We start from the raw sequence: 22,488 nt of genomic DNA, 5'->3' as shown, positions 1-22,488 counted from the left end.
CCGCCCTGCCCTATTAGGCCGCGCTGGTGGTGGTGCCGTTCAAGCGGACGATGACGGTCGTCGCGTCGTTGCCCGCCGCCTCGACCGCGCCACCGATGGGGTACTTGCCCGAGCCGGGGCCGTCGCAGCGCTTGGCCGCGACATCCCAGGACACCGCGCCGCCGCTGGCGAAGGTCTGGGACAGGCGCTTCGGGAGTTCCACCACCCCTTCCATGAGGCCGGACACCGATTCTCCCTCCGCAGCGGTGGTGTGCGCCACAGCAAAGAAGTTGCCCACGACGAAGCCCTGCCCCGACGTGACGCCGCCGGTCGGGGCGATGAAATCCAGGCTGTTGCCCGGCTTGATGAAATTGCGCATCGCGCGTCTCCTTCAGAAAGAAGGGGCGACCGCATGGGGCGCCCCGCCGTTGGTCGTGTCGGTTACGGAGACGGAGCCGCGCCGGGGTCCTTGTAAGCGCCACGGAAGTCCATGGCGCCGGCACCGAAGTCGTGGCGGACCTTGATCTTCATGCCATCCACGTCGAAGCCCTGCTCCTCCTCCAAGTAGACCCCCTCCTCGCCTTCCAGGTAGGCGTAAGCGATGGAGGCCGTGGACGAAGCCGGGTCCGCCAGCAGGTACCAAGCCGTGGCGCTGCTGGCATCCAGCAGCGGCTCCACGATCGGGTTCAGGGAGCGGAAGAACTCCGGCACCGCCTGATCGGTGCTGGCCGGCGTGTTGCGGACGACGATGAGCTGCTCGGCCTTAGTCTCCAGCGCAGCCGGGACCAGCAGATGACGTGGGGTGGTGTTGATGACGGTCTTCCCGTCGAGCGCCTTCTGCTTGCGCATGGCCTCTCGTCCAGCCGACAGACCGGCCAGCGACAGAGCGGTCCCCGACGCGGGGAGATTCGCATGGCCTGCATGGAACAGCGTCTTGCCGTCGCTCATCGCCGGGTTCGTCAGCAGGATGCCATAGACGATGGTGTTCTCGGTGACGGCAGCCCGATATCCGGCCTCGCGCGGGACGCGGGTCAGGGCGTCGAGCTGGTCGTTAACGATCACCTGCCGCGTGATGCCGATGATCTCGCCGAAGGTGTGGACGCGGAAGCTCTCCTTGGATTCATACAGCCTGCCGCGGGCGAATTCCCCCTGCTCGTTCACCTTCGGCAGCACACCGCCGCCACCGAACTGGACCAGATGCAGATCCTTGAAGTCGGTGGCCATCATCTGGGCCGCCCAGGGAAGGAACGTGCGCGGCGCCATTTCGTAGCCCTCGTGCAGGCTGATGTTGGTCACGCCACTGAGGATAGCCGGGAAGTCCGACGTCGTCTGGAAAGCACGCCTTGCGATGTCCTTGCCCGCCATCCCGCGGACCTTGGTGCCGTGGGACTCCAGGACATCGCGGGCGAGATCCAGCAGCTTGATGCCGCGATACTCGGTCGCAGCCCCGTCGAGCTTGTGCCGGGACGGGTTGGAGCGGTTCAGCAGCGCCGCGGTCGCCGCCCGGATGCGCGTGTCGCCCTCGTCGGTGATGACCTGGATGTGCGGGTTGATGTTGCGCTGGTTGGACGGCTGGGCGGCGACGTGGTCGATCACGGCCCGGTTGAAGGTGTCGAGGCTCCAGCCTTCGGTGATCGCGCGGGTGATCATGTCGGACGGCAGGCCGAGCTGGGCGCACGCGGCACGGCTCTGGATATGGGCGATGCGGTCCGCCTCGGCGGCGCGCATGGCGGCCAGCGGATCGGACTCCGTCTGCGGAGCCGGGGCCGTCGGAGCGGCCTGCGTTTGGGCGGGCGGAACCTGCGGCTGGCCGCGGTTCTCGGTGACGGGCGGGTCCTGCGTCACCGCCGGCGTCTCGGGGGTGTCGGACATGCGATTCTCCTTCGTGTTGTCCGGGGTGGGTTGCGCGGCGGGCGCGCGGGTGAAGTCCGGGATGTTGACGTTGACGGTCACCGGAGCCGGGGCAGCTTGCGGCGCACCAGCCGGGCCGGGAGGAAGGGAGCGGGTGCCGGCGAGACCATCGGCGCCGACCGGGACGAAGGACACCTCCAGCAACTCCCAGCGCGTGACGGTGCGGGTCTTCGGCTTGGTGGTCTCGTCCACCTCGTAGGCCAGCACGCGGTAGCCGACCGACACGTTGCGGAGGATGCCGTCCTTTACGTCCTGCACGAAGGGCGCGACGTCCTCACGGGCGGACAGCTTCGCCGTCAGGACCAGGGTGCCGCTCTCGAACCGGGACGAGCCCGGCACGGCGGTGCCCATGATGTCTTTCACCTCCCACTGGCCGTGGGCGTTCAGGATGGGCACACTGCCGGCTTCGAAGCGGGTCAGGTCCACTGCCTCGGCACTGACAGACAGCACCTCGTCGTAGTATTCGCCGGTCCACCAATCGTACCGGCGCACCGTGGCACCGGTGGACGCGACCAGTTCGACGGTACGATCCTCGGCGCTGAAGGTCGCGGGCTCCAGGCTGGCCGCACGGACGGAGGTATCGCCGTTGGCGCGCCAGCCCGGCGCCACACCGGGCGGCAACGTGCGATCGGTGACGGCCCCGCCCGGTGCCGCCCCGTTGGGGGGTGTCGTCATGGATGCCTCTGGGTTTGAGGTCAGGAGTTGACCGCGGCCTGATAAAGCGCGCGGAGCCGCGGTGCGTCCGGGTCGCCATCGGCTTCCAGCGCCCGCAGGATTCGATCAGCCGCAGCGTCCATCTGCTGAGGCGTCAGATTGTTGGCCGAGCCGGACTTGGTGACCTTCCGGGCATCGGAATCGAACACCAGCCCTTCGCCGTCCACCGCATCGAAGTAGGCGCGGAACTCGGCCAGCACGGACTTCCAGTGGTAGCCGCGCTCACCGATGGCAGCGATGGGACTCTTGAGCCCGGCGCGCATCTCGATCAGGTCGGCCAGGGCGTCCTTGTAGGGGTCGATGGAGATGAACCGCGGCGTGTCCCACTCGACGCCATAGTTCTTCTCCCGGATGCGGCCAGCAACGAACATCCCGTCAACGTACCAGCGCCACAGCGGGTCGAGCTGGAACGGGATGAAGAACGCCCACTGAAGCTGTTCGATCATCGCCCGAAAATCGTTCCGGCCTGCCCGGATGGATGAATAGTTCGTGTTGCTGAGATCGCCGGTCAGCAGCTCGTACGTCATCAGCGCGCCCGAGGCGATCTGCTGCAACTCGGCCCGGATGTAGTCCGGGTAGCTCTGGTTATGCGACGGCGTGTTGAACCTGATGTCGCGCCCATTGCGCAGCGTGGCGATGGTGCCGGGCTCAATCGTTTCAAGCAGCTGGTTGTGGGCGTCGTAGGCACCAGGCTGCTCGGTCGCCGTCCCGGTGAGGCCGCTCGGCCTCCCGTTGTTGTCGTCGTCATCACCGGCCCCAGGGAGGATGAAGGCGGCAACGCTCGCCTCCAGCTTCTTGCGGGTCTGCTCGGCCAGCCGGTAATCACCGAGTTCGGAGATAGCCAGCAGCACCGCGCAGAGCCAAGGCACACCGCGGGCCTGCCCAATCCGCTCCATGGCGAAGAGGTGGGCGATGTCGCTCGCCGGCACGGGCTTGGAATCCATCCTGCGGGATGCTGCCATTGCCGACCGGTCGCCAGGGTGCGCATCGAACACCCGAGTGGGCTTTTACTTCAATGGCTTAGCTAGCCATGTCGCGAATTTGTCGCATCGGTGAGTGCGAGAAGCGCGCCGGCAGCTCGGTCTATTGCTTCGTGACGCCGACTGCCGTTGACGATGGGATGAACGTAGATCTGCAAGGTCATGTCGAACTTGCTATGCCCCAACAGCGCAGCCACCTCGGGTAACGGCAGTCCATGCTCAACCATCCAGCTAGCGGCGAAGTGCCTAAGCGCATGAAAATGCAAGTTTTTCTGCCCTCGAACCCTCAACCCAGCTCGTTCCAACAGACGTGGCCAATACCACTTGTGGAAGTTCTGTTGCCTAACCTGCGTGCCAGTTTCATTCCGGAATATCAAACCACGCTCGTTCTCGACATAGTGTTGCTCAATCCACGAGCGAAGCAAGTCGCGAACACGCACCGGCATAGGAACATCCCTAATTCCAGACTTCGTCTTCGGCGCCTTCAATAAATCGAAATCAGTAAGGCTGTGCCTCACATGAATAATCCTCTTGTTAATGTCGATGTTCTTAACAGTGAGCCCCATGATTTCGCCAAGCCGCAGACCACAGAATGCAGAGATGTTTACAAAACACTCCATCATATCCCTAACCCTGGGGCTACAGCCGCTATAAAGCTTAGATGAAACAGTCAGCAGTGTTTGAACTTGCTCTGGAGTGAAAGTTTCGATTTTACCGCAACCCACAGGAGACAACTCCCTACACGCCTCTGATATCACCTGCCCCTTAACCATCCCTCTCTTTTTTGCAAACTCTTCCATAGCCCGCAGCGTTGACAATCGCGTCTTCACCGATCGGGCAGAGTAATTCCGGCTTTTTATGATGAATGATTTGAACGCCTCGACATCTGAGAATTTAACGTCCGACACCTTCATTTTTCCGAAATACGGCAGGATGCAGACAGTGACGCCCTGCTTATGAACCCTTAGATGATTCAGTCCAATTCGATTATCTTTAACTTTATCCTCAAGATGCTTCAAAAATAGATCAGCCAGATCCTTAACGGTCAGCGATGAATGAGCGGAGAACCCATCCGTTTTCTCCACTTCCATGCGAGTCCGATATGCGTCGGCGTCCTTCTTCTTCTCGAAGGTCTTCCGATGGCGCTTTCCCTTGCCATCGGTGTACTCACACACCCACGCGGTTTTAGTCTCGCCATTGTGCGTCCATTCGCGCTTGCGCACGCTTGCCATGATGGTTCTCCAGATTGGAACGGGCGCAGCGCCGGGGATGCCCAGCGCCGTCGCCGCGGTTCAGGTGTGGTTGGGTGGGTGCGCGGATCGCGCACCCCGTCAGTGTTGCCGGGCCGGTCAGGCGCCCAGGCGTTCAATCAGCAGCGCCAGCGTGCCCGGCAGTTCGGCGGCGTGACCGTGGGTGATTCCCGCCGCAAGCCGGATCGTATCGGCGTCGCCGTTGACCGTGGCGGCGCGCAGCAGCTTGACCATCACGGCCAGCTCGCCCACCACCTTCTCCAGCCCCTCGGCGTAGCCGATGATCTCGGAGCGGTTCCCGTTGAGGCTCATGCGGCGGCCCTCCCCTCGTCAGCGGCCGGGCCGGCGTCGCCGTGCACCAGCCGGCGGAGGTCTTCGATGGCCGACACGACGAGCAGGCAATCGCCCACAAGCGCCTCGCTGGTCTGCTTCCAGACTTCGAGCTTGGCGAGAATGCCGGCGGGAGTGGCGGCAGGGGTGGAGCAGATGACGGACTCAGCCGCATCGACTTCCGCGCTCCAACGGTACGTCTCGTCCCACATGACGCGTTGGATCGGGTCGCGCTGGATCTCGTCGTGGGTCAGGCCAGCTTGCTCCAGCTCGTTCCAATGGGCATCCACCCGCTTGTTGGCGCCTTCGCACTTGGCGTCCACCTCCCGCCAGTGCGCGCACAGGGAGAGGACCGGATCAGGCCCGGCGGCCGGCGCACGACCTTCGAGCGAGGCGATAGCGGCGCCAAAGGGGTCCGCGGCATCGGCCGACACCGGGCCGGCCAGGGCCACCGCCGACGCGCCGGCCAGGATGGAGCGGCGGGATAATGACTCAAGCATTGATCACCTCCTGCCCGGCCAGCCAAGCCGACAGCTCGTTGCGCCGGGCGCCGATCCGCCTCGGGCCGATCTTGATGGTCGGGATGCGGCCCTCTTGGTGGAGGTGGTACGCCTGCCGCTTCGTGATCTTCAGCGCGTTGGCAATCGCCTTCATGCCGTACAGCAGGTCGCCCGGCTCGGTCGCGCGGATGCGGACCTTGCTCCCGGTCAGCACCTTCGGCTTCTCCTCGGCGATCTGGACGGGCTTGGCGGCACCCGCCACCAGCTCCCCCACCACCGCGGCCAGCCGGCCTACCTCGGCAGCAAGGGCAGCCAGAGCGGCCCCCTCGGGCGAGGCGAGCTTGCCCCGCCGGTAAGCCAAGAACACCTCGATGATCTGCCGGCGCACCAGGGCGGCTTGCGGGGTGCGGGACAGGGCGCAGATGACCAGCGCTTGGCCTTCGTTCAGGTAGTAGGCTTTGCCGGGGCGGCCGCCACGATTGGGAGTTTCCGATTGCCGGTCGGAAACCTCGCCAGAGGTTTTCTCCACCGTGGAGAAAACCCCGGTAGCTTCCACCAGCGCCCCATAGGTTTCCAGCTCCGCCCGGTTCCGCTCGATCAGCTTGCGGATGTTGTGTGGCTTATCAAAGCCCAGCCGCTCGGCCAGAACCAAATCGGAAACCCGCGGCTCCCCATCTTGATCGTTCAGCTGGTCGGGGGTCAGGGGCGGCAGGTCGGCGGGCTTGGTAGGCACCAGGGCGCCAGCCGATTTCCGGCGGCCGGTGCCGGGCAAAGGTGTGGTATTGACGGAATCAGCCATGATCCGATCTCCACTCAGGTCGGGTTGTGGTCAGGCCGGGCGGAGTGTTGCCGCACCCCGTTCGGCCGCTTCTCTTGCCCCACAATCACAACACTGTTAACATAACCCGTCAACCAAAATCACAACAGGGTTGTGACGGTGCTACCTGTCCAATGCAAGATGGCCCGCGTCGCCACGGGCCTCGGGGTGAGGGAGTTGGCCGAAGCGGCCAACGTCTCGACGCAAACCATTTCGAGGTTTGAGCGTGGTGAAGAGCTGAAGCCAGCCACCCTCGCAGCAATCCGGGCCGCCCTGGAGACTGCCGGGGTCGAGTTCATCCCGGAGAATGGTGGGGGCGCGGGGGTACGGTTGAGGAAGGGCAGTCTGTAAAACGTCATCCAGCCATTGCGAGGATATAATGCGTTATGCCATAGCCATTGAAATGGATAAAAGCACACTAAAGCTTCAATACACCAAAGTAAAACCGCAAAACGATCCGGAGTCATACACAAATCTGTATACGGATATTAATAAGTTTTTTAAAAATAGGGGATTTACCATAGAACAAAGAACTTTATATTTTAGCGATAACGCAACAAGCTACAACCAGTGCGTAGAACATGTTAAAGAGTTCAGCGCCAATAACCCTTGGTTTAAGCCAAGCATAAGAAGGATATCTATCCTTGAAGTTCCAAAACGGACTGATATTTTGGAAATTATTTGACAGGCGACCACGATAAACCGCTTTGTCGGGCCTCTACTTTTGGAACACGCCCCCGGCGAAAGCCACGCTATCCCATAGCTCGCCCTCAGCAGCCTGCTCAGCGCGCCCAAGGAGGAGGGGCTGCCCCACAGCAGCCCCTCCCCGCAGAACGCACTCACAGGCCGCCGGAGCGCGATTTATCGGGTAGCGGCTGGAGGGGTGTCGGTTGAGGCGACACCCCGGCGCTGAAACATGTGCATACATCAAAGCTGAACACACTCGCTCGGACTGAACCTTGGGCAGAAGCTGAGTTTAGGATGCATTCGAACGACATAGTTCCGCGCTAGACATTCTCCCATACGGGTCACATACTCGCCTCAGTGGAGCATTCGCCGCTCCACTCGCCCTCCCGGTAAGGACCCGGGGGAGTGTTCATCTATTCTGGAAGGGATGCAGCCACCACGAACTGTTTCCAACCCCTCTCGTCCTTCAGCAAATCAATCACAGTAGATGAGACAAATGACTCCAATAGCAAGCGTGCTTCCTGGAGCAACACCGTATAAAGACGGAAATGTCACCGACACTTGGTTGGGGCAGCTGTTCGTCGGGAAAGGCAAACCGCCGGTCCATGCCATACTTAAGGATCTACCACCGAAAGAGTTGGCCAACGAACTTTTTGGCGCAGCTTTGGCCACTGCATTGGGACTACCAGTTCCTCCTTATTTTATTGCAGCGGCCACTTCATCTGTTTTACCAGTGCGCAAAGGACCGTCTCGCGGCAGCTATAAGTTTATGTTTGCTACAGAGCGACAAGGCACGCCACCGCTGAAAAGACATTGGACTGGCACACGTATTCCACAGAGGCTTATTGATGCACTTGCACGCTGGCCAGGAAATGGGACGGCTTTTGCGTTCGACACCTGGGTAGCAAATGTAGACAGAAATCTCGGAAACATATTATTCGGTGGAGGCACTGACATTTGGCTCATTGATCACGGACAATGCTTGACCGGACCTAATTGGGTCGCGAAAAATCTCAACCCAAGTGAATCCTATAAAAATAAACTCGCACTTTGGTTTTGCCCCTACCTGGATAAGCCTCGCACATCCGTGCTCATCGCCGCATGCAGCGCGATGCCCACCCACGTCAAAGCACTCGACCTTACTGCCATTGCGCAGGCAAGTCGCGCCTTAGACCTCTTGACAGAAAGCGATGGAGCTTCAATGATTTCTTTCCTAAGAGATCGAGCGCCTATCGTTCCGCATGTGGGAAGCCGTCAAGCGTCGCCATACGGGTTATTCTGATGTCCGAACTTCGAATTAATATGTTGTCGGAAGACGAAATTCCATTACCCTCTGATTTAACGAGGGCAAAATGGGCGCCTGTCTACCTAGAACCTATAATTGGATCAGGTGAACGCCTCACTGTTGGCATTTTGGTTGCCTCTGAAGATGGATTTGCCGTTGTACGGGCAAGCGGTCTCGATAGGCTTCATTGCTTATATGCAGAAGAAGCCGAAGGGTTACTGTTCCTCATTGATGCGTCCCTGGATGAACTTCAGGAGGATATCTCCAAACGTGGCATCGACGCTCTAACTCATCCAATCAGTACGCTAGCCGGGATAACAGTGGGGCAAGCGTTAGAAGGTGCTGGGGAAAGCTTAGAAGCCATAGCAGAGTCTTGGCTACAAGTCCGCTCGTCACTCTATCGGCCCAAAATTGCCAGCACAGAAATCGCTGAGACAAGCGAAACTGTCTTAGAAGTGGCAAGCAAAAACGACTTAACGATACAAGATCAGCTCCCCGCCAGGGTTGCCCAGGAAGTTGCGGCGATCCGTCCTGGACTTGCCGACTTCTTCCGCTTGGATCTTAGGCCAAGCTTTGATCAAAAATATCGCTCACGGCCACGACAGAAATCTCACACCGTAAATATCGATTTCTCAGGATCACGCATTGTTGCAAATTTTTGCACGCTTAATGCATTAAGGCCGTTCAACGCTGCAAAAAATGTGAAGACGAGGTTGTGGGATCTAAAAGTTGATCGCGACAGATCTCGCAAAATGACTGGAATTTATCTAGATCATGAACTTTTTGTGTTTAGGCCAAGCGAGAGCGATCCCAATTATACGGACAAGCAGCTTGATAACATCGCTGAAGCCTTGCATGAGTTGGAGAAGCAAGCCGATCAAGAAGAAATCAGAATACGCCCTCTGTCGTCCGTAAAGGTAATGGCGCAGCATATTTTGATGGCCGAGCAGACGGAAAATAGAGCTCACTGACCACCTCGGTGATCTTTGCGGGATCGGTGGATTCGTCAAGTGGCGATTCCACCAGAACCGCTCCCTCACACCATCAGCAACTCATCCGGCCTCTCGTCGGTGCTGTAGATGCTCGGGCCGGTTGCCGGCCCGGTCACCCCCTACCCCTTCACCCTCTCCGCCAGGAGCCGGGACTCGTTCGCCTTCCGCCAGCTCTCCACCGCCTCGATATCGAGAAGCCCATCGTCCCGCACCGGCATTCCCCGCTTCACCCAGCGCGTGAGCGTCGGGTTGGACACGCCGATATGCGCGGCATACTGCAGGCGGGTCATGACGCCTTCCAGGCCCGCGGCGGCGATCAGCCGTTGCTGTTGGCTGGCCACCTTGGCTTGCCGGCCGGCCTTGCCCCGGAGATCCGCCACATGCGCCTCCAGCACCTCCACACGGCGCAGGACATCGGCTATAGCGCCGGCCGCGGGATCGGGCTGGCCTTCGGGTGTGGGATCGGGCTGGATCTGGTGCGCGGGCTGGCCGTCCACCTGTGTTGCGGCCTGCAACACACCCCGCGATCCAAGCCGTAACACAGGCTGTGTCACAGGCTGTATGACAGGCTGTGTCACACCCTCCCCCAGCGCGGCGCGCAGCACGTCAGCAAAGCCGGGATCGGCCTTCAGCCGGGCCGCCACGTCTCGGACAAGCCCTTGATGTTCTGGAGATACGCGAACTGAAATGGTCGGGGTCGCCATGGCGGATCACCTGTAACACAGTGCGTAACACACCCTGTGTTACAGGCCGCAACACAGGGCGGTCAAGGTGTGTTACAGGCCCGCCCCAGCCGGGTCCGCGGCAGGCTTCGAAGCGACGTCACTCCAGGGCATCGCTCCAAATGCCGTCAACCACTCGCTGTTCCTCGATGATGTCCCTGACCTTCCGGACGTTCTCCTTCATCCGGTAGACGGACGAAAAGGCGCCACCCCTGTATTTGCCGATGTCCAGAGTATCAACGCCTTGCTCACGAAGAATTTTGCACGCTCTGTCGATTACCCACGTGAGTTCACGTTCACCCTTCTCTTCGGCCTCCTTCAGAGCTGCAATCTTCTCTTCGTACGGCACATCCATCGTCAGAACGGCGTTGATCCGCTCCGTCACCTTGAGACCGGTGCGAGTTGCATCCCTCTCGACGCGCTGGGCCATGCGCCGCGCTTCGCTACGCAGCATGGCGCCGCTCCACCCGCCCGAACCGGGCGGACAGCTCCGCATAGTCGGGATAGGTCCCGATGACGGTTTGCGCGACCCCGGCGGCGGTCGCGGTCGTGAGGGTCATTTGCCCGCCGATGCAGCCCCAGTTCGCGTAGTGGGCCTTGGCCTTCCACTGCGCGAGGCTCAGCTTGACCAGCCGGTCAACGTCCGCTTCCGCGGGCAGCTTCACCGCGGCGGGCGGCGCCGGCATCAGATGCACGGACGGCGCAAGCCAGGTCGTGCACACCGGTTCCCCCGGCTCCCGGACCACGCGGGCCACAGCAAGCCCACCATCCCGGTTCTTGCCGAAGATCGTGAATTCGATCCCGCGCGACGCGATGAAGACCGGCGCGTCATCGAGCGGCAGGCCCTCCAACATGGTCCGCGTGCCTTCGACGGCGTGGATCACGTCATCGTGCACGGCCAGCGCCTGGACGATGGGTTCGCCCACCATCTCGATCCCGCGATAGGTGACCGCGAAACCCCGATTATCGGAAACACGGGCCTTCGTATCGCACAGGCGCAGCGGGTCGCCCTTCAGGTTATAGACGAGCGTGTCCGTCACGCAGATGATCCGGTCGGCGCTGAAGGCGAGGTTGCAACAGCTCATTGAAGGGCCTCCTCGAAGATGGCGGTGACGGCGACATCATCGCCTTCGCCGTCTGTGATGAATGCGTCGGTGCCGGCGTCGGTCATGTCCACACCCAACGCCTTCAGGTCGTTCATCTTCTGGATGATCGCGATTTGCTCAGCGCGGGCCGCGTTGCTCATGCCGAGCATCTGGAATTCGGCGTTCGCCATCTCGACTTGCTGGCGTTGCTCGTCCGCCATCTGGGTGAACCGGAGCTGTCGCTGCGCCAGATCGCGGCCCGCCATATCTTCGGTGATGGAGCGCACCTGTGCGGCGTCTCGCTCAGCGTCCAGCCCGCGTTTGCGGGCCTCCGCCAGTACCTCGTTCGCCAGGGCCGCTTCGCGGGCCGCCGCTGCACCACCCTTGGCCCAGGCGTTCGCCAGCCGCTCGGCGTCGGCGGCTTGATCGCGCATACTGGCCCTGAATTGCGCGGCCTGAACCGCGCGCTGCGCCTCATCGATCTTGCGCAGCCGGACAACGATCGCATCATAGGATTCGGTGGTGCTGCGCGCGGCCTCGACCATCGCTTGCTGCTGAATCGTCGCCTCCCGCACCGCGGCGGAAGACACCCCATGCGCAGCGGCGACCTTCTGGGCACCCTCGGCCTGTGCGGCGGCTGCGCGGTTGGTGGCGTCGACTCCCCGCTGCTGTTCGAGCCGGTATGCCTCCACCGCCTTCGCTGCAATCCGGTTCGCCGTCTCTTGGGCATAGAGGATCGGCATTCCGGAAGTGATTGCGTCATCAAACGCCTTCTTGTAGGCGGTAACCTTCACCTGTTCTTGGGCATAGGCCCGCATGGCGGATTCACCGCCCTTCAGCGCCTTAATCTTGGCGTCGAGGTCATCTTCCTGCACGAACAGCGACGCGGCGGCCTGTCCCTCCGCAAGAGCCAGATCGCGGCTGGTTTTCGCGGCCTCCCGCGCTGCTTCGCATAGCCCAACAGCGCCTTCTGCGCCTCGGTCGCCCTGCCTTCCAGATCGGCCATACGCGCCTCGGCAACGCGGATCGCCTCCCCCGTCTCCAAGAGGGCGCGCACGTCCTCATCGCGCATCAGCTTCACCGCACCTTGTGCGTTCAGTGCCTGGAGCTTGCCCAGGAAGGCGGTGAGGTCCTTATCTCTGCCGAGCTGTTGCAGGGCGCTCAGCGCTGCCGGCGCGTCCTGCACGCCGGCCATCGTTGCGTTGCGGATCGTGTCCCATGCAGCTTTCTGGTCCTTCGTCCGCTTCTCGGTCAGGGTGGCAAGGTCAGCTTGCAGGGCCAGTTTCGAGAGGGCGCGTAGTTCGCCACCGAGTGCGCGGTATCGGTCGGACAGGTCGTCAACCGACTTCCCTGTCTCGCGCGCCCGCCCCTCGAACACGCCCAGCACGTCGCCGAAGGTGTCGATTTCCTTCGCCGACTTTCCTGTCTCGTCCCCAGCTTGAACAGAACCCCGGCGGCGACCGATGCCACCGCCACCACCGTTCCGATAGCCACGCCCATAGGACCGAAGGCGGAGGCGACCTGTGGACCTTGCTGCGCCAGGATCGTGAAGGCGCTGGTTCCCATCTGCGCCTGAACCGCCACATCCTGGAGCTGGAGCCCCAAGTTGCCCATGGCACCCTTCATTCGTCCCGCCCCCACGGCGGCGACGGTGGTGGCGGCGCCGGTCTCTTGCAGGCGGCGTGAAAGTTCGGCGTGCCGTTCCTCCGACAGCTTGACTCCGCTAACCTGACCGGCCAGCGCGCGGTTCAACAGTTCTTGGTCATGAGCGAGCTGGCGAGTGCGTTCCGCAGCCGGGTCGAGACGGCGCGTGAGGTCCTCAACGGCCTTCGCCTCCCGCGCGCTGGCGGCGGCGGTCTCGTCGTACTTGAGCCGTGCGGTTTCGAGGATTCTGGCGTGTTGCGTTTCGGTAATCAGCTTCTTCGCCAGCGCCCTGTCCGCCTGCTCCGTCGCGCGGGCCATGCGGTCGGACGCATCGACATAAACCCCGCTGGCACGGGCCAGGGCGCCGAACTCGCGCGTCACCCCGGCAAGGCGTTTCGTGTTGGTCTCCGCCCCCCCACCGACCGAGTCCATGACCTTGGCGACGTCGCCAAGGGCGGCCATCGCCTTCTTGTTGTCGACGGTCAGTTCCGCAATGCGAATGTCGCTCATGGGTCACCTGCGAAGGTGGGTGGCGCCACGGCGCCGGAGGTAGGAGAGGCCTTGCCCAATTGACCCCATGACACCGACCCCAGTCGGTTGCGCGGAGGGATTGGGCTTTCCGTTGTTGGGCTGGCCGTGTCGCCCTCGAGATCGCCGCGCATTCTGTGCAGCGCCCCTTAGCTTGAGGGGGCGCCCGGATTCTTGACCGCGCCGCGGTGGTCGATGGCGCCATAGCCGAAGTCGATCGAGGCCCGGACCTTCACCGCCTGCGTATCGAAGTCGGCTTCGGTGAGGATCTGCGGCCCTTCCGCGTCGCCGACGTAGCCGAACACGATCGAGGGGCAGAGCGACGGGTCGGCGAACAGGTGCCACGCCGTGCCCTCGATGTTCGCATCCACCACCAGCTCCATCAGCCCGGCCCAGGGGTTCACGGCGCTGGACTGGTTCGCGACGATGGCGGCCAGGAGCTGGCGCCCGGCCAGCTCGCCGTCCGGACCGACCACAAGGAAGCGCGGGGCGAGGTTGAGCGGGATATCGTCGAGGCTCTTTTGCTTCCGCAGCAGTGCCACGGCCTTTCCCACGCTTTCGACGTTGATCGCCGCGCCGGCGGCGAGGTTGCCGTGCGCGGCATGGAACAGGGCCTTGCCGTCAGCGAGCGTTGGGTTGCTGTTGAGCAGCCCATAGACCATCCGGTTTTCGTCCGCGGCGGTGCGGACGCCAATCATCATGGCGTAATCACCCAGCGCGCCCAGGTCGTCGTTTACCAGGGTCTGCCGGCTCAAGATGATGCCGCTGGCGTATTCCTTCGCCGACACGGTTTCCCGGTTCTCGCTCATTGTGCCGTACTTCAGCTCGCCAACCTCGGCCATGGGCTTGAGGCTCGGAAGTCGCCCACACGCAGGAACTTCGCCGGCTTGAAGTCGTTGAAGCCGCGCCGGGCCGCCCACAGCCGATACGTCGGCGCGGCCGCGGCGTACTGCGCCAGGAGCACCTTGTTCGCCGCGCTTTCCAGCAACAGCGGAAAGTCGCTGGTGGTGTGAACCCGCTTCATCATCTCCTTGTGGTTCAGCCGGTTCACGTTCTCGCCGCGCGCGGCCAGCAGCTCGCCGACCATGCCCATGGCCGAGCAGCCCATATATTCCCGCGCCCGGTCGCCCGGCTTGACCAGGCCGGGCGCCAAGCGCGCGGCCAGGGCCTCGGCCATGAACGCCCGCGTCGTCACGGGATCATCGTGGCTGTCGTACATCTGAATGTGCGGGTTGATGTTGCGCTGGTTCGACGGCTGGGCGGCGACGTGATCGACCACCATCTCGTTGAAGCGCTGGATCGTCATGCTCGGGTCCGCCGCCGCGCGCTGAACCATGTCGGGCGGAAGCGCGAGCTGCGGGCAGGTCGCCCGCGACAGGATGTGGTCGAGCAGCTCCGCACGGCTGTCCGTGGCGGGAGCGGGCTGGTGCTGCGGCGCCGGGGTGGTCTGGGTGGTCATGGTGATTCCCTCTACACTTCGGGTGCGCGCCGCAGGATCGGCGCCGATTGCGACGATGGAGATTTCGACGGGCTGCCAGCGCCGCGCGATGAACAGCGGCTCGGCGATGTCGTCGGAGGGGCCAGCGGCCCATTCCTGCACGAAGTAGCCCAGCGAGACTTGGCGGATTGAGCCCTGCTGAACCTGCTGAAACGCCAGCTCGCCCGCGTCGGTCGTATCGAAGGTCAGCATGGCGCGGAGTTCTCCGCCGGACTTCCGCGCGCTGAGAACCGAACCGACAACGGCATCGGTGGACGGCCGATGGTCGCGAAGGACGGACGCGCCGGTAAAGCGGGAGAGATCCACCCCGGCAACGTCGAGGCGTTCCCTCCAGGCACCCCAAGTCGCATCCGGCCGCATGCCCACGCGCCGCACGTCGGCGCCGGAGGAAGCGGTCACCTCTACCTCGCGCCGGTCGGCGTTGAAGGTGGACGGCGCCAGCGACCCGGCCCGCGTGCTGACGGCGCTGGCCGGGTCGTTATTCGGCGTCGTCATCGTCGCTGCCCTCCACCCGCTCGATGCGGGCCAGGACCTTGCGGGCGACATCGCCAACGTTCACCGCCACGACGCTGCGCGGCGACTGCATGCCGGTGAAGATCGTCGCCGGGTTGTCGGTCGTCGTGACGGTCCAGGCCCGTCCGTCGTGTTCGTCCACGTCGCCGGTCAGCACCGCCACCCACATGTCCGGCTGGCCGTTCAGGGCCGCGTCCGCAGCCTCACGGATGTAGATCCCTCCAGCGCCGCGCACGAACTTGTCATGCGCCTCACTGACGTCGAGGCGGTGGTTCGCGGTCAGGTCCTGAAGAACGCCGATCAGAACGACGGAGCTGAAGGTGTACCGCGCCCACCCACCGCCCGGGTTCGCGGGATGAAGCCGCGACGGCGCCAAACGCGCAAAGTTTCGGAGGAAAGGCCGGTCAGGTCCTCGACCTGTCCGGCGGTGAAAGTCTGGGTCGGGTCCATGTCATCCCCTCAGGTCTGGAGTCCTAATCTGGTTCAGACGTAACGCTTCTCAAAGAACGGGTCAACGAAACTGTTTTTGCTGCTTTCGCTAGGAAACCGCGGCCTTGGAAACTGCCGCGCCGTGGCGCACGGGCTGTTTCACACGCAGAGTCAATGGGTTGTCATCGGCCGGCGGTTTCGAAACCTTGTGGTTTCATTGAACCCAGGGCCGGAAAATCCTCGCGACATGGGGCGGGTGCTGCCCCCGGGTCTTCGCCCTCTCGGAAGGACCCGCACGCTGTCCCGAGCCCTGGATACCCCTTCCGCGCGCCTCCGGTGACCGCTGGCGTGGCTCTGGCTTTCCCCTGCCACTCGGACACCCCTACAGCGCAGAACGCGCTACAGCAGCGCCCCAGGCGGCTCTACGCCATCTCGGCTCCCGCGCGCCTCGATCCGCTGGCACTCCGCGTCCACCGCGCTCCAGTCCCCGGAGGTCAGGGCCTTGCCGAGAATGCCGAACAGCTCGCCCATGCGCTGGCGCTGCTCCAGGCTCACCGGCTCGTCCTCGGCGTCCCGCTGGCGCTGGCGTGGCGGCACGGCCAGGGCCTGCACGCGGTTGACCTTCGTGCGCAGTTCCACCGCCAGCTCGTCCAAGAACTCCGCGACCTTCCCGAACGTCGGGAAGTACGTGTTGAACCGGCGGCCCGCGGCGATCAGCGTGCGTTCCGTGAACGCGAGACGCGGGTAATCGTCGGCCAACAGGCGGGAGTAGGCCGCCAGCTTGGCCCGCGCCTCCTCCACGCCCATCGTCCCGGCAACCAGAACGCCCAGGTCCGCCAGCCAGCGGCGCACGGTGTCCTCGTCCGCCGGCCCCATCCACTCGGCCAGCGCCGGCAACGCCGCTGCGGCCTCCCGCTGCAGGTCAGGCGCCACCGTCTCCGGCAGGGTCCAAGTCGAGGGTTGGGCCGTCCCATCGGGCAGGATCGTTTGGGGCGTCTTGGTGGCGTCGCTCAGCCTCTTCGAGAGCGACGGCGACGAACCCGTTCCTGATGGGGCGGGAAGCTTGGTCACGTTGGGCATGGTCGACTCCTTGCCGGCCCGGCTCATCAAGCCAGCGCTGGCCGTTCAGCCACGTTGCAGGGTGTGCGATGAAGCGCTCCTCCCGCCCCGCACCTCGTCCGCATAGCGGCGGATGCCGGCCAGGAGGTCGGCGGGCGTGGCGTGCTTCAGGGCGGATCGGTAGGCGCGCAACGCCGCCCCTTTCGCCACCTTGCGTGGGACGGCGGCCCACCACTCGGCGAACGCGGCCTCGATGTCCGGTTCAGGGGGCGGCAGTCGCGCCTCTTCGCCCCCCAGGTCGAGCGATAGAGTCTGATTCTGGATTCTTGGTGGTTCTTTATGATGGATTGGCGGCATCTGGTGCCGGGGGGTACGGCATCTGGTGCCGGGGGTGCGGCATCTGGTGCCGGGGAGGGAGGCAGGAGATGCCGGGGGGTACGGCATCTGGTGCCGGGGGTGGTGTGGTCGGAATGTCCAACTCATCAGCGGTCGGCGAACTCGCAACGGCAAGCTCACGGAGGCGGTCGAGGTCGATCCGGTATTCCCTAGGCAGGTGGTTTGCGGGATCTTCCGCAGCCACCATCACCAGCACCCCGCAGTCCTCCAACACACGGTAGGCGTCCCGCACAGCGCGGAGACACAGGCCGGTGTCCCTCGCTACCCGTTTCACACCAGGGAAAACCTTCCCGCCATCATCGGCCGCGAAGTCTGCCAACCGAAGCAGCACGAACTTCGGTGTGCTCTTGAGGTCCGTGTTCCACACCATGGTCATGACACGGACACTCACTCATCCGGCCCGGCGCCGGGCGCGGCGGCCTCCGTGCCCCCTGCCGTTCGGTAAGCGGCCAGCGCCGCCGCGTTGACCGCTGCCCAGGCCGCATGATCGGTTCCCCGCTCCGCTCGCCGGGCAAACGCCTTGCCGAAGACCGCGGGCGGCTGGACGGCCAGCTCTCCGCCCTCGGCTCGGACGAGCGTGCAGCGGTGGAGCCACACGCCCCCCACCAGCACGTCGAGGCACGCGAGGGCAGGCGCCCCCGCTCGTCCGGTTCCCCATCGAGGAGGGATAGACCGGACACCCGCACCAGAGGGTCACTCATGGCCGGGGTCCTTCTCAGCGCCGGCGCCGTCGGTCCGGCCGGCGGCCTCCCACCCCTTCACCAGCTCATCGAGGCTTTCCCGGCGCGCGGCGATCTTGTTCGTGCCGGGCGGCTTGAAGGTCGGCAGGTTGCCCTTTTCGTGCTGGTAATGGGCCTGCCGCTTCGTGATCCCAGGTGCTTGGCGATGTTGCCCAAGCCCCAAACGAGGGTGCCCGCCTCAGCGGACGGCTGTGCGTTCATGATACTTCTCCATGGTGAGGGTCGCGTGGGAGGGGCCGGATTTCGGGCGCCCAACCCTGGTCAAAATGCCCCGTTCGAGGGGCTGTCTCTTGTCGCGTCCATGTCGCGTCCATGTCGCGCCGTTGTCGCGTGGGCGCGCCGTAACGCCTTGTATCGCCTTGGTTTTTGGCGAATGGCCTTGTCGCATGTGAAAAAGGCCCTCCGGACGGGTCCAAGAGGGCCTAACTTATTGTTTATAAACGATAATATCAGGGTTGGCCTGGGTGGGCATCGAACAGCCAGTAGGCCCGCGGGGTGTCAGTCGGGCTAAATTCCACTCCCTGGAAGATGTAGCCGTTGTCGAGCGCGACAGTCTTCTGCTCGTCCAGTAGATCCGGCTCCATCAGCTCAGCCTGGACGGGAACGAACAGCCCATCACGGTCCTGTCGTGTCCGGCGGCGCGTCAGGGTTTCTCCGCCCTCCACCATCGAGCGGCCGGCCAGCACCTGGAGCGTCACGAAGTTCCCGCCCCGCGTCCCCGCGAGGCATTCGCGCGACCACTGCGCAAAGCCGTCGTTCAGCGCCTTGTCCAGCTTCTCATTGCCAGTGGCTGCGCGCGGCATGATCCCGGTGCCAACGATGTTGGTCACCAGCTTCGACACCGCCGACCGGGCCGGGCCGGCGTTCCGTACCGCTTCGCGCGACAAGCGCCGGAGGAAGGCCCCGCCGCGCAATTCCGAGTTCGGCCCGGTGGCCGGGGCACGCCGACCGTTCGCCCGTGCCGCCGACACCGCTTCGTAGGTCCGGACCGTCAGCTCCAGCGCGGCCCGGGCTTGGACGCGACGCAGCGCGGCCGCGGCGACACGAAGGCAATCGCGCGGTCGAGCGGGTTCATACGCATGCGTCAGAATCCCCGGCTGAAGCGGGCCACGTTGGCGCATCGCCAACTCGTGCGCTGCTGGCCAGCCACCGCCGCCGCGATCTGGTCGCGCAGAGCGCGCAGTTCCGGCAGAGTGACGCGGCTGAACTCGTTCTCGGACCCGTCCGCGCCACGGACTCGGATAGGACGCGCAAGGGGTCGGTGGCCAGTTTGAAGATGGCCCGCTCGACTTCATCGAGGTCGGCTTGGGTGAAGCTGCTCATCGGCGTGGCCTCATGTTCGGGGTGCGCCAGGAACTCGGGCGGATCTTCGGAGCGGACGGCGGAGCGACGATCTGCTGGACGCTTTCCACCAGGGGCACGCTGGTCGGCTGTTCGACGTCTGCGCCCTCATCGGTTTCGGCCCCATCCGGCGCGGGCGGCAGCGGCGGCAGCAGGCGGAACTTCAGGATCTCCGCCGCCGCCTCTTGCATCATCTCGGCGTCGAGATAGTGATTGGCGCCCAGCTCGTCCCAGATCGGCTTGCCGCCCACCCACCGGCAGGTCTCCGACACGATCTGCTTGGCATAGACGTCGTCGACGTCCTCCGGCACATGCCAGCCGCCAGCCAGTTCCTTGCGCCGCGTGATCTTCTCGAACACGCGGCTCTTGAACTCATGCGTGTTCAGGCGGTGCAGGATCAGGCCGGCGGACTTCCGCACCCTGCCCCGGCTGTCAACGTCGTTATCCGCGGTGGTGAACCACTTGTTGCCGGTCAGGTACCGCTCGCCCTTGATGGGCCGGGCGAACGAGCGGCTGAACCGCCGGCAGAAATCGTAGACGGCATTTTCCGCACCACCGCCGGCTTGCCGGGCCGGTAGCCGGAGTCGATCAGCAGCAGGTTGACGCCGGTGTTGCCGGGCAGCGCTGCTCGGACGATCCCTTCCAGGTCGTCCCAGACCTCGGCGCCGTCCGTCTCGCCCGGCAGATAGCCGTAGTCGATCAGCCAGGACTCCCGCCGAGCGCCCCAGCCGCGCATCACCCAATAGACGCCGCGCTTCTGCACGTCGACCGTCAGAACCACCCGCTGGACGCCGTAGGCACCTGCCCCCGCTTGTAGGGCAGCTTGCAGTCCGTGACCGCCGAGTGCTTCGGGGCGTCGCCTGAGACGGCGTGCAGTTCGCCAAAGCCCGTGTTGACGACGCCCTGCACCTTCCCAGGCTCACCGGACGCCAGGGCGGACAGCCACCGACGAACCAGCTTGGCCCAGGACTTGAACTTGGACATCAGCCCGTTGGACCAGATCGAGAAGCAATCGGTGTCGGGGTCAGGCCCCACCACCGTTCCATCCGGCTCCACCCGCTGCCCCGGCGCGACCGGCATCATGCGATCGCACATCCACTCCTTGTGCGTCTCGGCTATCGGCACCCCGCAGCATCCGCAGATCATCTTGAACCGTGCGGGCCGCCTGAGCGGACGTCGCCGTGCCGTCAGCCTTTCCGTCCCAATCCAGCAGCCCAGAGTGCGGGATGAAGTAGTCGCCGCATTCTGGGCAGGGCCACGCCATTTCATGGCGCGAACCTTCCCACCAGAGCTTGATGATCGGGCTGTTGACCTTCTTTAGGTCGGCGATTGCCCAATGCTCCAACCCCGTTTCGGGATGCCGCTCCTTCCAAATGACGCCCGTCTTTGGCGTCGAGATGATCCCGATCTTGCCGTTGGCGTAGGAGCCGATACGCGCCTCACCCTGCTCGACCGGATCGCCCTCGCCGTCGATATCGTCGGCCAGGCGGTCACGTTCGTCGATGAAGACCAACGCGGCTTCCTGACCAGCAAGCTCGGAACCGGAACTCGCCCAACTGAGGATCAGCGGCGCGCCGCTGACCACCTTCAGCGTCTTCTTCTGCTTCTTCCCCCAGAGGGTCTTACCCTTCAGGCTCTTGGAGGAGTTCAGCATCTCGACGATGCGCGGCTCGATGGTGCGCTCGACGAAGGTCTTGGTCGGGCCGTAGTAGATGACCGGCGCCGGCTCATGGTCCAGCTTCTTGCCGATCACCGCCTGGACGGCTCGGGACTTCCCCTCCTGGGCGCCGCAGACGAAGACGATGCGGCGCCACGCGGGTCCCAAAACGCGCGCACAAACGGGATGAACTGCGGCGGCGTGTGGCCATGCGGTAAGGGCCGGGCATCCCCTCCTTCTTGGGGGACGATGTTCTCCTCGGCCCACTCGTCGGGCTCCATCTCCGGAGGCGGATCGAGAGCCGCCGCCATCCGGTTGAGAAGGTCACTCGCCTTCCGGTTTCGACGGCCCCACCGTCGTGCAGCTCATCGACGAGCCCGATCGCGGCCTTCCGCAGGTTCGTGCTCAACCGCTCCAGCAGCCGGCGAACCTCAGCCTGGATAAGGGTGTAGGCCTCGGTATCGGTCTTGCCAGCGACCTGACGGGCCAGCAGCCCAGCGAACCCTCGAACTGGCCGCGGAATTCGGTGATAGCGGCATCCACCGCCACCTCCACTTCCGCCCGCGGAATGTGCTCGCGGTCGTGCTTCGCCAGTTCGCGCTTCTTCAGCTCGACGTCGAGCCGTTCTTTTTTCGCGCCGGGACTCGGATACCGTTGAGTTCCGGCCGCCGGCCGAAATGCCTTCCTCCATCGGCAGCACCGCCACGGTCGGCTGCTTTTCGGCCTGACGCGCCGGCGTCTCTCCCGGAGCCTTCGGGATCGGCGGGATTGGTGCTGCTCCCTGCCCGCTCAACCACCGTTGCGCCGCGGTGCCCAGCTTCGACTTCGGCTTCGTCGGGTCCGTGTTGTCCGCCAGCCAGCGCATGGTGGCGGTGAAGGTGACGCCGAGCAGCGGCATCTCCTGCCCGTTGACCAGCTTGGACACGGTGCCCTTCGTCACCGTCACCGGCAGATCATCGTCACCGACGATCCCCAGCGAGTTGAAGCGGTCGATGAACTCCTTCGCGCTGGTCTGGGGCCGTTCGCGGGCCATGGGTGAAACCGATCAGCCCTTCGGGCGCAGCGTTGCGACATTAGCCGGAAGCAAGGCCGCGACATCATCGGGGGTTGCCGCCCGCCCAGCAGCACGTTCAGCGGCGATGGCGTCAGCCACGCTGCGGAAGCCGGCGTGACGCCATGCATGCTCGGCATCGCCGAAGAGGATGAAGCCCTCCACCACCTTCGCCGCATTCATGACGGTGCCCAGGCTCTTGTCCGGCAGGCCGTCCAACTGCAGGGCGGCCTTCAGCGCTTCGCGCCGCAGCTCCTGCATGACGATGGGCGGGAGGGAGGGCATCGGAGGGAAGGCGGTCATTTTGCGCACCCGATCCCAAGCTCGACCCCATCGCGGTGAGTCGTCTTGACCGCCGCCGCCACAGCCAGCGCGACGAG

28 protein-coding genes and 2 pseudogenes are annotated in these 22,488 nt (G+C 64.0%); 4 read left to right on the top strand and 26 right to left on the bottom strand.

Annotated elements, in window-relative coordinates:
• Nucleotides 1–13 precede the first annotated feature (13 nt).
• From TSH58p_RS03625 to TSH58p_RS33550, 7 genes are all read right to left on the bottom strand, one after another.
• Nucleotides 14–358, bottom strand: a complete 345-nt coding sequence (locus tag TSH58p_RS03625) for a DUF2190 family protein (protein WP_109070194.1) — start codon at nt 356–358, stop codon at nt 14–16.
• Nucleotides 359–420: 62 nt separating this feature from the next.
• A complete protein-coding gene (locus tag TSH58p_RS03620; RefSeq protein WP_109070195.1) occupies nt 421–2,565 on the bottom strand; it encodes a prohead protease/major capsid protein fusion protein in 2,145 nt (714 codons plus the stop codon).
• A gap of 20 nt (nt 2,566–2,585) precedes the next feature.
• Nucleotides 2,586–3,599 (bottom strand): phage portal protein, encoded by a 1,014-nt coding sequence (locus TSH58p_RS03615; RefSeq protein WP_162600025.1) that lies wholly within the window; start codon nt 3,597–3,599, stop codon nt 2,586–2,588.
• 29 nt (nt 3,600–3,628) lie between these two features.
• Nucleotides 3,629–4,816 carry a site-specific integrase gene (locus TSH58p_RS03610; RefSeq protein WP_109067694.1) on the bottom strand — a complete coding sequence of 396 codons (1,188 nt, stop codon included), beginning with the start codon at nt 4,814–4,816 and terminating at the stop codon, nt 3,629–3,631.
• Nucleotides 4,817–4,933: 117 nt separating this feature from the next.
• Nucleotides 4,934–5,146: a hypothetical protein gene (locus TSH58p_RS03605; RefSeq protein ID WP_109067693.1), complete on the bottom strand. Its 213-nt coding sequence runs from the start codon at nt 5,144–5,146 to the stop codon at nt 4,934–4,936.
• Nucleotides 5,143–5,664, bottom strand: a complete 522-nt coding sequence (locus TSH58p_RS03600) for a hypothetical protein (RefSeq protein WP_109469125.1) — start codon at nt 5,662–5,664, stop codon at nt 5,143–5,145. Before TSH58p_RS03600 ends, TSH58p_RS03605 begins: the two co-directional genes overlap by 4 nt.
• The gene (locus TSH58p_RS33550) at nt 5,657–6,463 is read right to left on the bottom strand and encodes an AlpA family transcriptional regulator (RefSeq protein ID WP_204165711.1); all 807 of its coding nucleotides are present in this window, start codon (nt 6,461–6,463) and stop codon (nt 5,657–5,659) included. The genes TSH58p_RS03600 and TSH58p_RS33550 overlap by 8 nt, the downstream gene beginning before the upstream one ends.
• Nucleotides 6,464–6,622: 159 nt before the next feature.
• Here TSH58p_RS33550 and TSH58p_RS03590 point away from each other — a divergent pair, with 159 nt between their 5' ends.
• From TSH58p_RS03590 to TSH58p_RS32945, 4 genes are all read left to right on the top strand, one after another.
• Nucleotides 6,623–6,832: a helix-turn-helix domain-containing protein gene (locus TSH58p_RS03590; RefSeq protein WP_109069230.1), complete on the top strand. Its 210-nt coding sequence runs from the start codon at nt 6,623–6,625 to the stop codon at nt 6,830–6,832.
• Nucleotides 6,833–6,860: 28 nt separating this feature from the next.
• Nucleotides 6,861–7,166, top strand: a complete 306-nt coding sequence (locus TSH58p_RS32955) for a hypothetical protein (protein ID WP_146205848.1) — start codon at nt 6,861–6,863, stop codon at nt 7,164–7,166.
• Between the two features lie 489 nt (nt 7,167–7,655).
• Entirely contained in the window at nt 7,656–8,450 is a 795-nt protein-coding gene (locus tag TSH58p_RS32950; protein WP_162600024.1) for a HipA family kinase, read from the top strand.
• Nucleotides 8,450–9,424 carry a hypothetical protein gene (locus TSH58p_RS32945; protein ID WP_146205846.1) on the top strand — a complete coding sequence of 325 codons (975 nt, stop codon included), beginning with the start codon at nt 8,450–8,452 and terminating at the stop codon, nt 9,422–9,424. Before TSH58p_RS32950 ends, TSH58p_RS32945 begins: the two co-directional genes overlap by 1 nt.
• 140 nt (nt 9,425–9,564) lie before the next feature.
• Here the strand turns inward: TSH58p_RS32945 and TSH58p_RS32940 are convergent, their stop codons facing one another.
• The 19 genes and pseudogenes from TSH58p_RS32940 to TSH58p_RS03495 all read right to left on the bottom strand — a co-directional run bounded on the left by TSH58p_RS32940 (nt 9,565) and on the right by TSH58p_RS03495 (nt 22,411).
• Nucleotides 9,565–10,149: a hypothetical protein gene (locus TSH58p_RS32940; protein ID WP_146205845.1), complete on the bottom strand. Its 585-nt coding sequence runs from the start codon at nt 10,147–10,149 to the stop codon at nt 9,565–9,567.
• Between the two features lie 118 nt (nt 10,150–10,267).
• Nucleotides 10,268–10,597 carry a hypothetical protein gene (locus tag TSH58p_RS03575; RefSeq protein ID WP_109469284.1) on the bottom strand — a complete coding sequence of 110 codons (330 nt, stop codon included), beginning with the start codon at nt 10,595–10,597 and terminating at the stop codon, nt 10,268–10,270.
• Nucleotides 10,598–10,610: 13 nt separating this feature from the next.
• On the bottom strand, nt 10,611–11,252 hold the full coding sequence (locus TSH58p_RS03570) for a hypothetical protein (protein WP_109069227.1): 642 nt from the start codon (nt 11,250–11,252) through the stop codon (nt 10,611–10,613).
• Entirely contained in the window at nt 11,249–12,127 is an 879-nt protein-coding gene (locus TSH58p_RS03565) for a hypothetical protein (protein WP_162600023.1), read from the bottom strand. Before TSH58p_RS03565 ends, TSH58p_RS03570 begins: the two co-directional genes overlap by 4 nt.
• Entirely contained in the window at nt 12,088–12,447 is a 360-nt protein-coding gene (locus TSH58p_RS03560) for a hypothetical protein (RefSeq protein WP_109469122.1), read from the bottom strand. Before TSH58p_RS03560 ends, TSH58p_RS03565 begins: the two co-directional genes overlap by 40 nt.
• 56 nt (nt 12,448–12,503) lie before the next feature.
• Entirely contained in the window at nt 12,504–13,406 is a 903-nt protein-coding gene (locus TSH58p_RS03555) for a phage tail length tape measure family protein (RefSeq protein ID WP_109469121.1), read from the bottom strand.
• Between the two features lie 167 nt (nt 13,407–13,573).
• Entirely contained in the window at nt 13,574–14,266 is a 693-nt protein-coding gene (locus TSH58p_RS33815; protein WP_247895512.1) for a Mu-like prophage major head subunit gpT family protein, read from the bottom strand.
• Entirely contained in the window at nt 14,245–15,417 is a 1,173-nt protein-coding gene (locus tag TSH58p_RS33810) for an HK97 family phage prohead protease (protein WP_247895511.1), read from the bottom strand. Before TSH58p_RS33810 ends, TSH58p_RS33815 begins: the two co-directional genes overlap by 22 nt.
• Complete coding sequence (locus TSH58p_RS03545; RefSeq protein WP_247895510.1) at nt 15,401–15,811, bottom strand: hypothetical protein; 411 nt, start codon at nt 15,809–15,811, stop codon at nt 15,401–15,403. Before TSH58p_RS03545 ends, TSH58p_RS33810 begins: the two co-directional genes overlap by 17 nt.
• Nucleotides 15,811–15,885 (bottom strand): annotated as a pseudogene (locus TSH58p_RS34655) (hypothetical protein); the annotation flags it as partial. The pseudogene TSH58p_RS34655 and the gene TSH58p_RS03545, both read right to left, overlap by 1 nt.
• Nucleotides 15,886–16,263: 378 nt before the next feature.
• Nucleotides 16,264–16,944, bottom strand: a complete 681-nt coding sequence (locus tag TSH58p_RS03535; protein ID WP_146205844.1) for a hypothetical protein — start codon at nt 16,942–16,944, stop codon at nt 16,264–16,266.
• 316 nt (nt 16,945–17,260) lie between these two features.
• Nucleotides 17,261–17,689 (bottom strand): helix-turn-helix domain-containing protein, encoded by a 429-nt coding sequence (locus TSH58p_RS34650; protein ID WP_371732444.1) that lies wholly within the window; start codon nt 17,687–17,689, stop codon nt 17,261–17,263.
• A gap of 323 nt (nt 17,690–18,012) precedes the next feature.
• Entirely contained in the window at nt 18,013–18,222 is a 210-nt protein-coding gene (locus tag TSH58p_RS03520) for a hypothetical protein (protein WP_109469115.1), read from the bottom strand.
• 286 nt (nt 18,223–18,508) lie between these two features.
• Nucleotides 18,509–19,180 (bottom strand): phage portal protein, encoded by a 672-nt coding sequence (locus tag TSH58p_RS03515; RefSeq protein ID WP_162600022.1) that lies wholly within the window; start codon nt 19,178–19,180, stop codon nt 18,509–18,511.
• Between the two features lie 198 nt (nt 19,181–19,378).
• Nucleotides 19,379–20,143 carry a terminase gpA endonuclease subunit gene (locus tag TSH58p_RS34405; protein ID WP_109469113.1) on the bottom strand — a complete coding sequence of 255 codons (765 nt, stop codon included), beginning with the start codon at nt 20,141–20,143 and terminating at the stop codon, nt 19,379–19,381.
• Nucleotides 20,044–20,384, bottom strand: a pseudogene (locus TSH58p_RS34400) (terminase gpA endonuclease subunit); the annotation flags it as partial. The pseudogene TSH58p_RS34400 and the gene TSH58p_RS34405, both read right to left, overlap by 100 nt.
• A 40-nt stretch (nt 20,385–20,424) precedes the next feature.
• Nucleotides 20,425–21,225: a phage terminase large subunit family protein gene (locus TSH58p_RS34395; protein WP_162600019.1), complete on the bottom strand. Its 801-nt coding sequence runs from the start codon at nt 21,223–21,225 to the stop codon at nt 20,425–20,427.
• Nucleotides 21,128–22,090 carry a hypothetical protein gene (locus TSH58p_RS32925; protein WP_162600018.1) on the bottom strand — a complete coding sequence of 321 codons (963 nt, stop codon included), beginning with the start codon at nt 22,088–22,090 and terminating at the stop codon, nt 21,128–21,130. The genes TSH58p_RS34395 and TSH58p_RS32925 overlap by 98 nt, the downstream gene beginning before the upstream one ends.
• 12 nt (nt 22,091–22,102) lie before the next feature.
• On the bottom strand, nt 22,103–22,411 hold the full coding sequence (locus TSH58p_RS03495) for a hypothetical protein (RefSeq protein WP_109067743.1): 309 nt from the start codon (nt 22,409–22,411) through the stop codon (nt 22,103–22,105).
• Nucleotides 22,412–22,488 lie beyond the last annotated feature (77 nt).

It is taken from the genome of Azospirillum sp. TSH58 (genome assembly GCF_003119115.1).
Classification (GTDB): Bacteria; Pseudomonadota; Alphaproteobacteria; order Azospirillales; family Azospirillaceae; genus Azospirillum.
Note: the sequence above shows the minus strand (reverse complement) of the source record. Positions and strands in the feature narration are given on the sequence as shown.

What these genes read in the sequence shown, in the direction of transcription:
- TSH58p_RS03600 (WP_109469125.1), bottom strand. Translation starts at nt 5,664, where the DNA reads ATGCTTGAGTCATTATCCCGCCGCTCCATCCTGGCCGGCGCGTCGGCG.
- TSH58p_RS03515 (WP_162600022.1), bottom strand. Translation starts at nt 19,180, where the DNA reads ATGCGCCAACGTGGCCCGCTTCAGCCGGGGATTCTGACGCATGCGTAT.
- TSH58p_RS33550 (WP_204165711.1), bottom strand. Translation starts at nt 6,463, where the DNA reads ATGGCTGATTCCGTCAATACCACACCTTTGCCCGGCACCGGCCGCCGG.
- TSH58p_RS32945 (WP_146205846.1), top strand. Translation starts at nt 8,450, where the DNA reads ATGTCCGAACTTCGAATTAATATGTTGTCGGAAGACGAAATTCCATTA.
- TSH58p_RS03605 (WP_109067693.1), bottom strand. Translation starts at nt 5,146, where the DNA reads ATGAGCCTCAACGGGAACCGCTCCGAGATCATCGGCTACGCCGAGGGG.
- TSH58p_RS32925 (WP_162600018.1), bottom strand. Translation starts at nt 22,090, where the DNA reads ATGGCCCGCGAACGGCCCCAGACCAGCGCGAAGGAGTTCATCGACCGC.
- TSH58p_RS03625 (WP_109070194.1), bottom strand. Translation starts at nt 358, where the DNA reads ATGCGCAATTTCATCAAGCCGGGCAACAGCCTGGATTTCATCGCCCCG.
- TSH58p_RS32955 (WP_146205848.1), top strand. Translation starts at nt 6,861, where the DNA reads ATGCGTTATGCCATAGCCATTGAAATGGATAAAAGCACACTAAAGCTT.
- TSH58p_RS32940 (WP_146205845.1), bottom strand. Translation starts at nt 10,149, where the DNA reads ATGGCGACCCCGACCATTTCAGTTCGCGTATCTCCAGAACATCAAGGG.
- TSH58p_RS32950 (WP_162600024.1), top strand. Translation starts at nt 7,656, where the DNA reads ATGAGACAAATGACTCCAATAGCAAGCGTGCTTCCTGGAGCAACACCG.
- TSH58p_RS03560 (WP_109469122.1), bottom strand. Translation starts at nt 12,447, where the DNA reads ATGGCCGGCGTGCAGGACGCGCCGGCAGCGCTGAGCGCCCTGCAACAG.
- TSH58p_RS03495 (WP_109067743.1), bottom strand. Translation starts at nt 22,411, where the DNA reads ATGACCGCCTTCCCTCCGATGCCCTCCCTCCCGCCCATCGTCATGCAG.
- TSH58p_RS33810 (WP_247895511.1), bottom strand. Translation starts at nt 15,417, where the DNA reads ATGACGACGCCGAATAACGACCCGGCCAGCGCCGTCAGCACGCGGGCC.
- TSH58p_RS33815 (WP_247895512.1), bottom strand. Translation starts at nt 14,266, where the DNA reads ATGGCCGAGGTTGGCGAGCTGAAGTACGGCACAATGAGCGAGAACCGG.
- TSH58p_RS03590 (WP_109069230.1), top strand. Translation starts at nt 6,623, where the DNA reads ATGGCCCGCGTCGCCACGGGCCTCGGGGTGAGGGAGTTGGCCGAAGCG.
- TSH58p_RS03575 (WP_109469284.1), bottom strand. Translation starts at nt 10,597, where the DNA reads ATGGCCCAGCGCGTCGAGAGGGATGCAACTCGCACCGGTCTCAAGGTG.
- TSH58p_RS03535 (WP_146205844.1), bottom strand. Translation starts at nt 16,944, where the DNA reads ATGCCCAACGTGACCAAGCTTCCCGCCCCATCAGGAACGGGTTCGTCG.
- TSH58p_RS03555 (WP_109469121.1), bottom strand. Translation starts at nt 13,406, where the DNA reads ATGAGCGACATTCGCATTGCGGAACTGACCGTCGACAACAAGAAGGCG.
- TSH58p_RS03610 (WP_109067694.1), bottom strand. Translation starts at nt 4,816, where the DNA reads ATGGCAAGCGTGCGCAAGCGCGAATGGACGCACAATGGCGAGACTAAA.
- TSH58p_RS34650 (WP_371732444.1), bottom strand. Translation starts at nt 17,689, where the DNA reads ATGGTGTGGAACACGGACCTCAAGAGCACACCGAAGTTCGTGCTGCTT.
- TSH58p_RS03570 (WP_109069227.1), bottom strand. Translation starts at nt 11,252, where the DNA reads ATGAGCTGTTGCAACCTCGCCTTCAGCGCCGACCGGATCATCTGCGTG.
- TSH58p_RS03620 (WP_109070195.1), bottom strand. Translation starts at nt 2,565, where the DNA reads ATGACGACACCCCCCAACGGGGCGGCACCGGGCGGGGCCGTCACCGAT.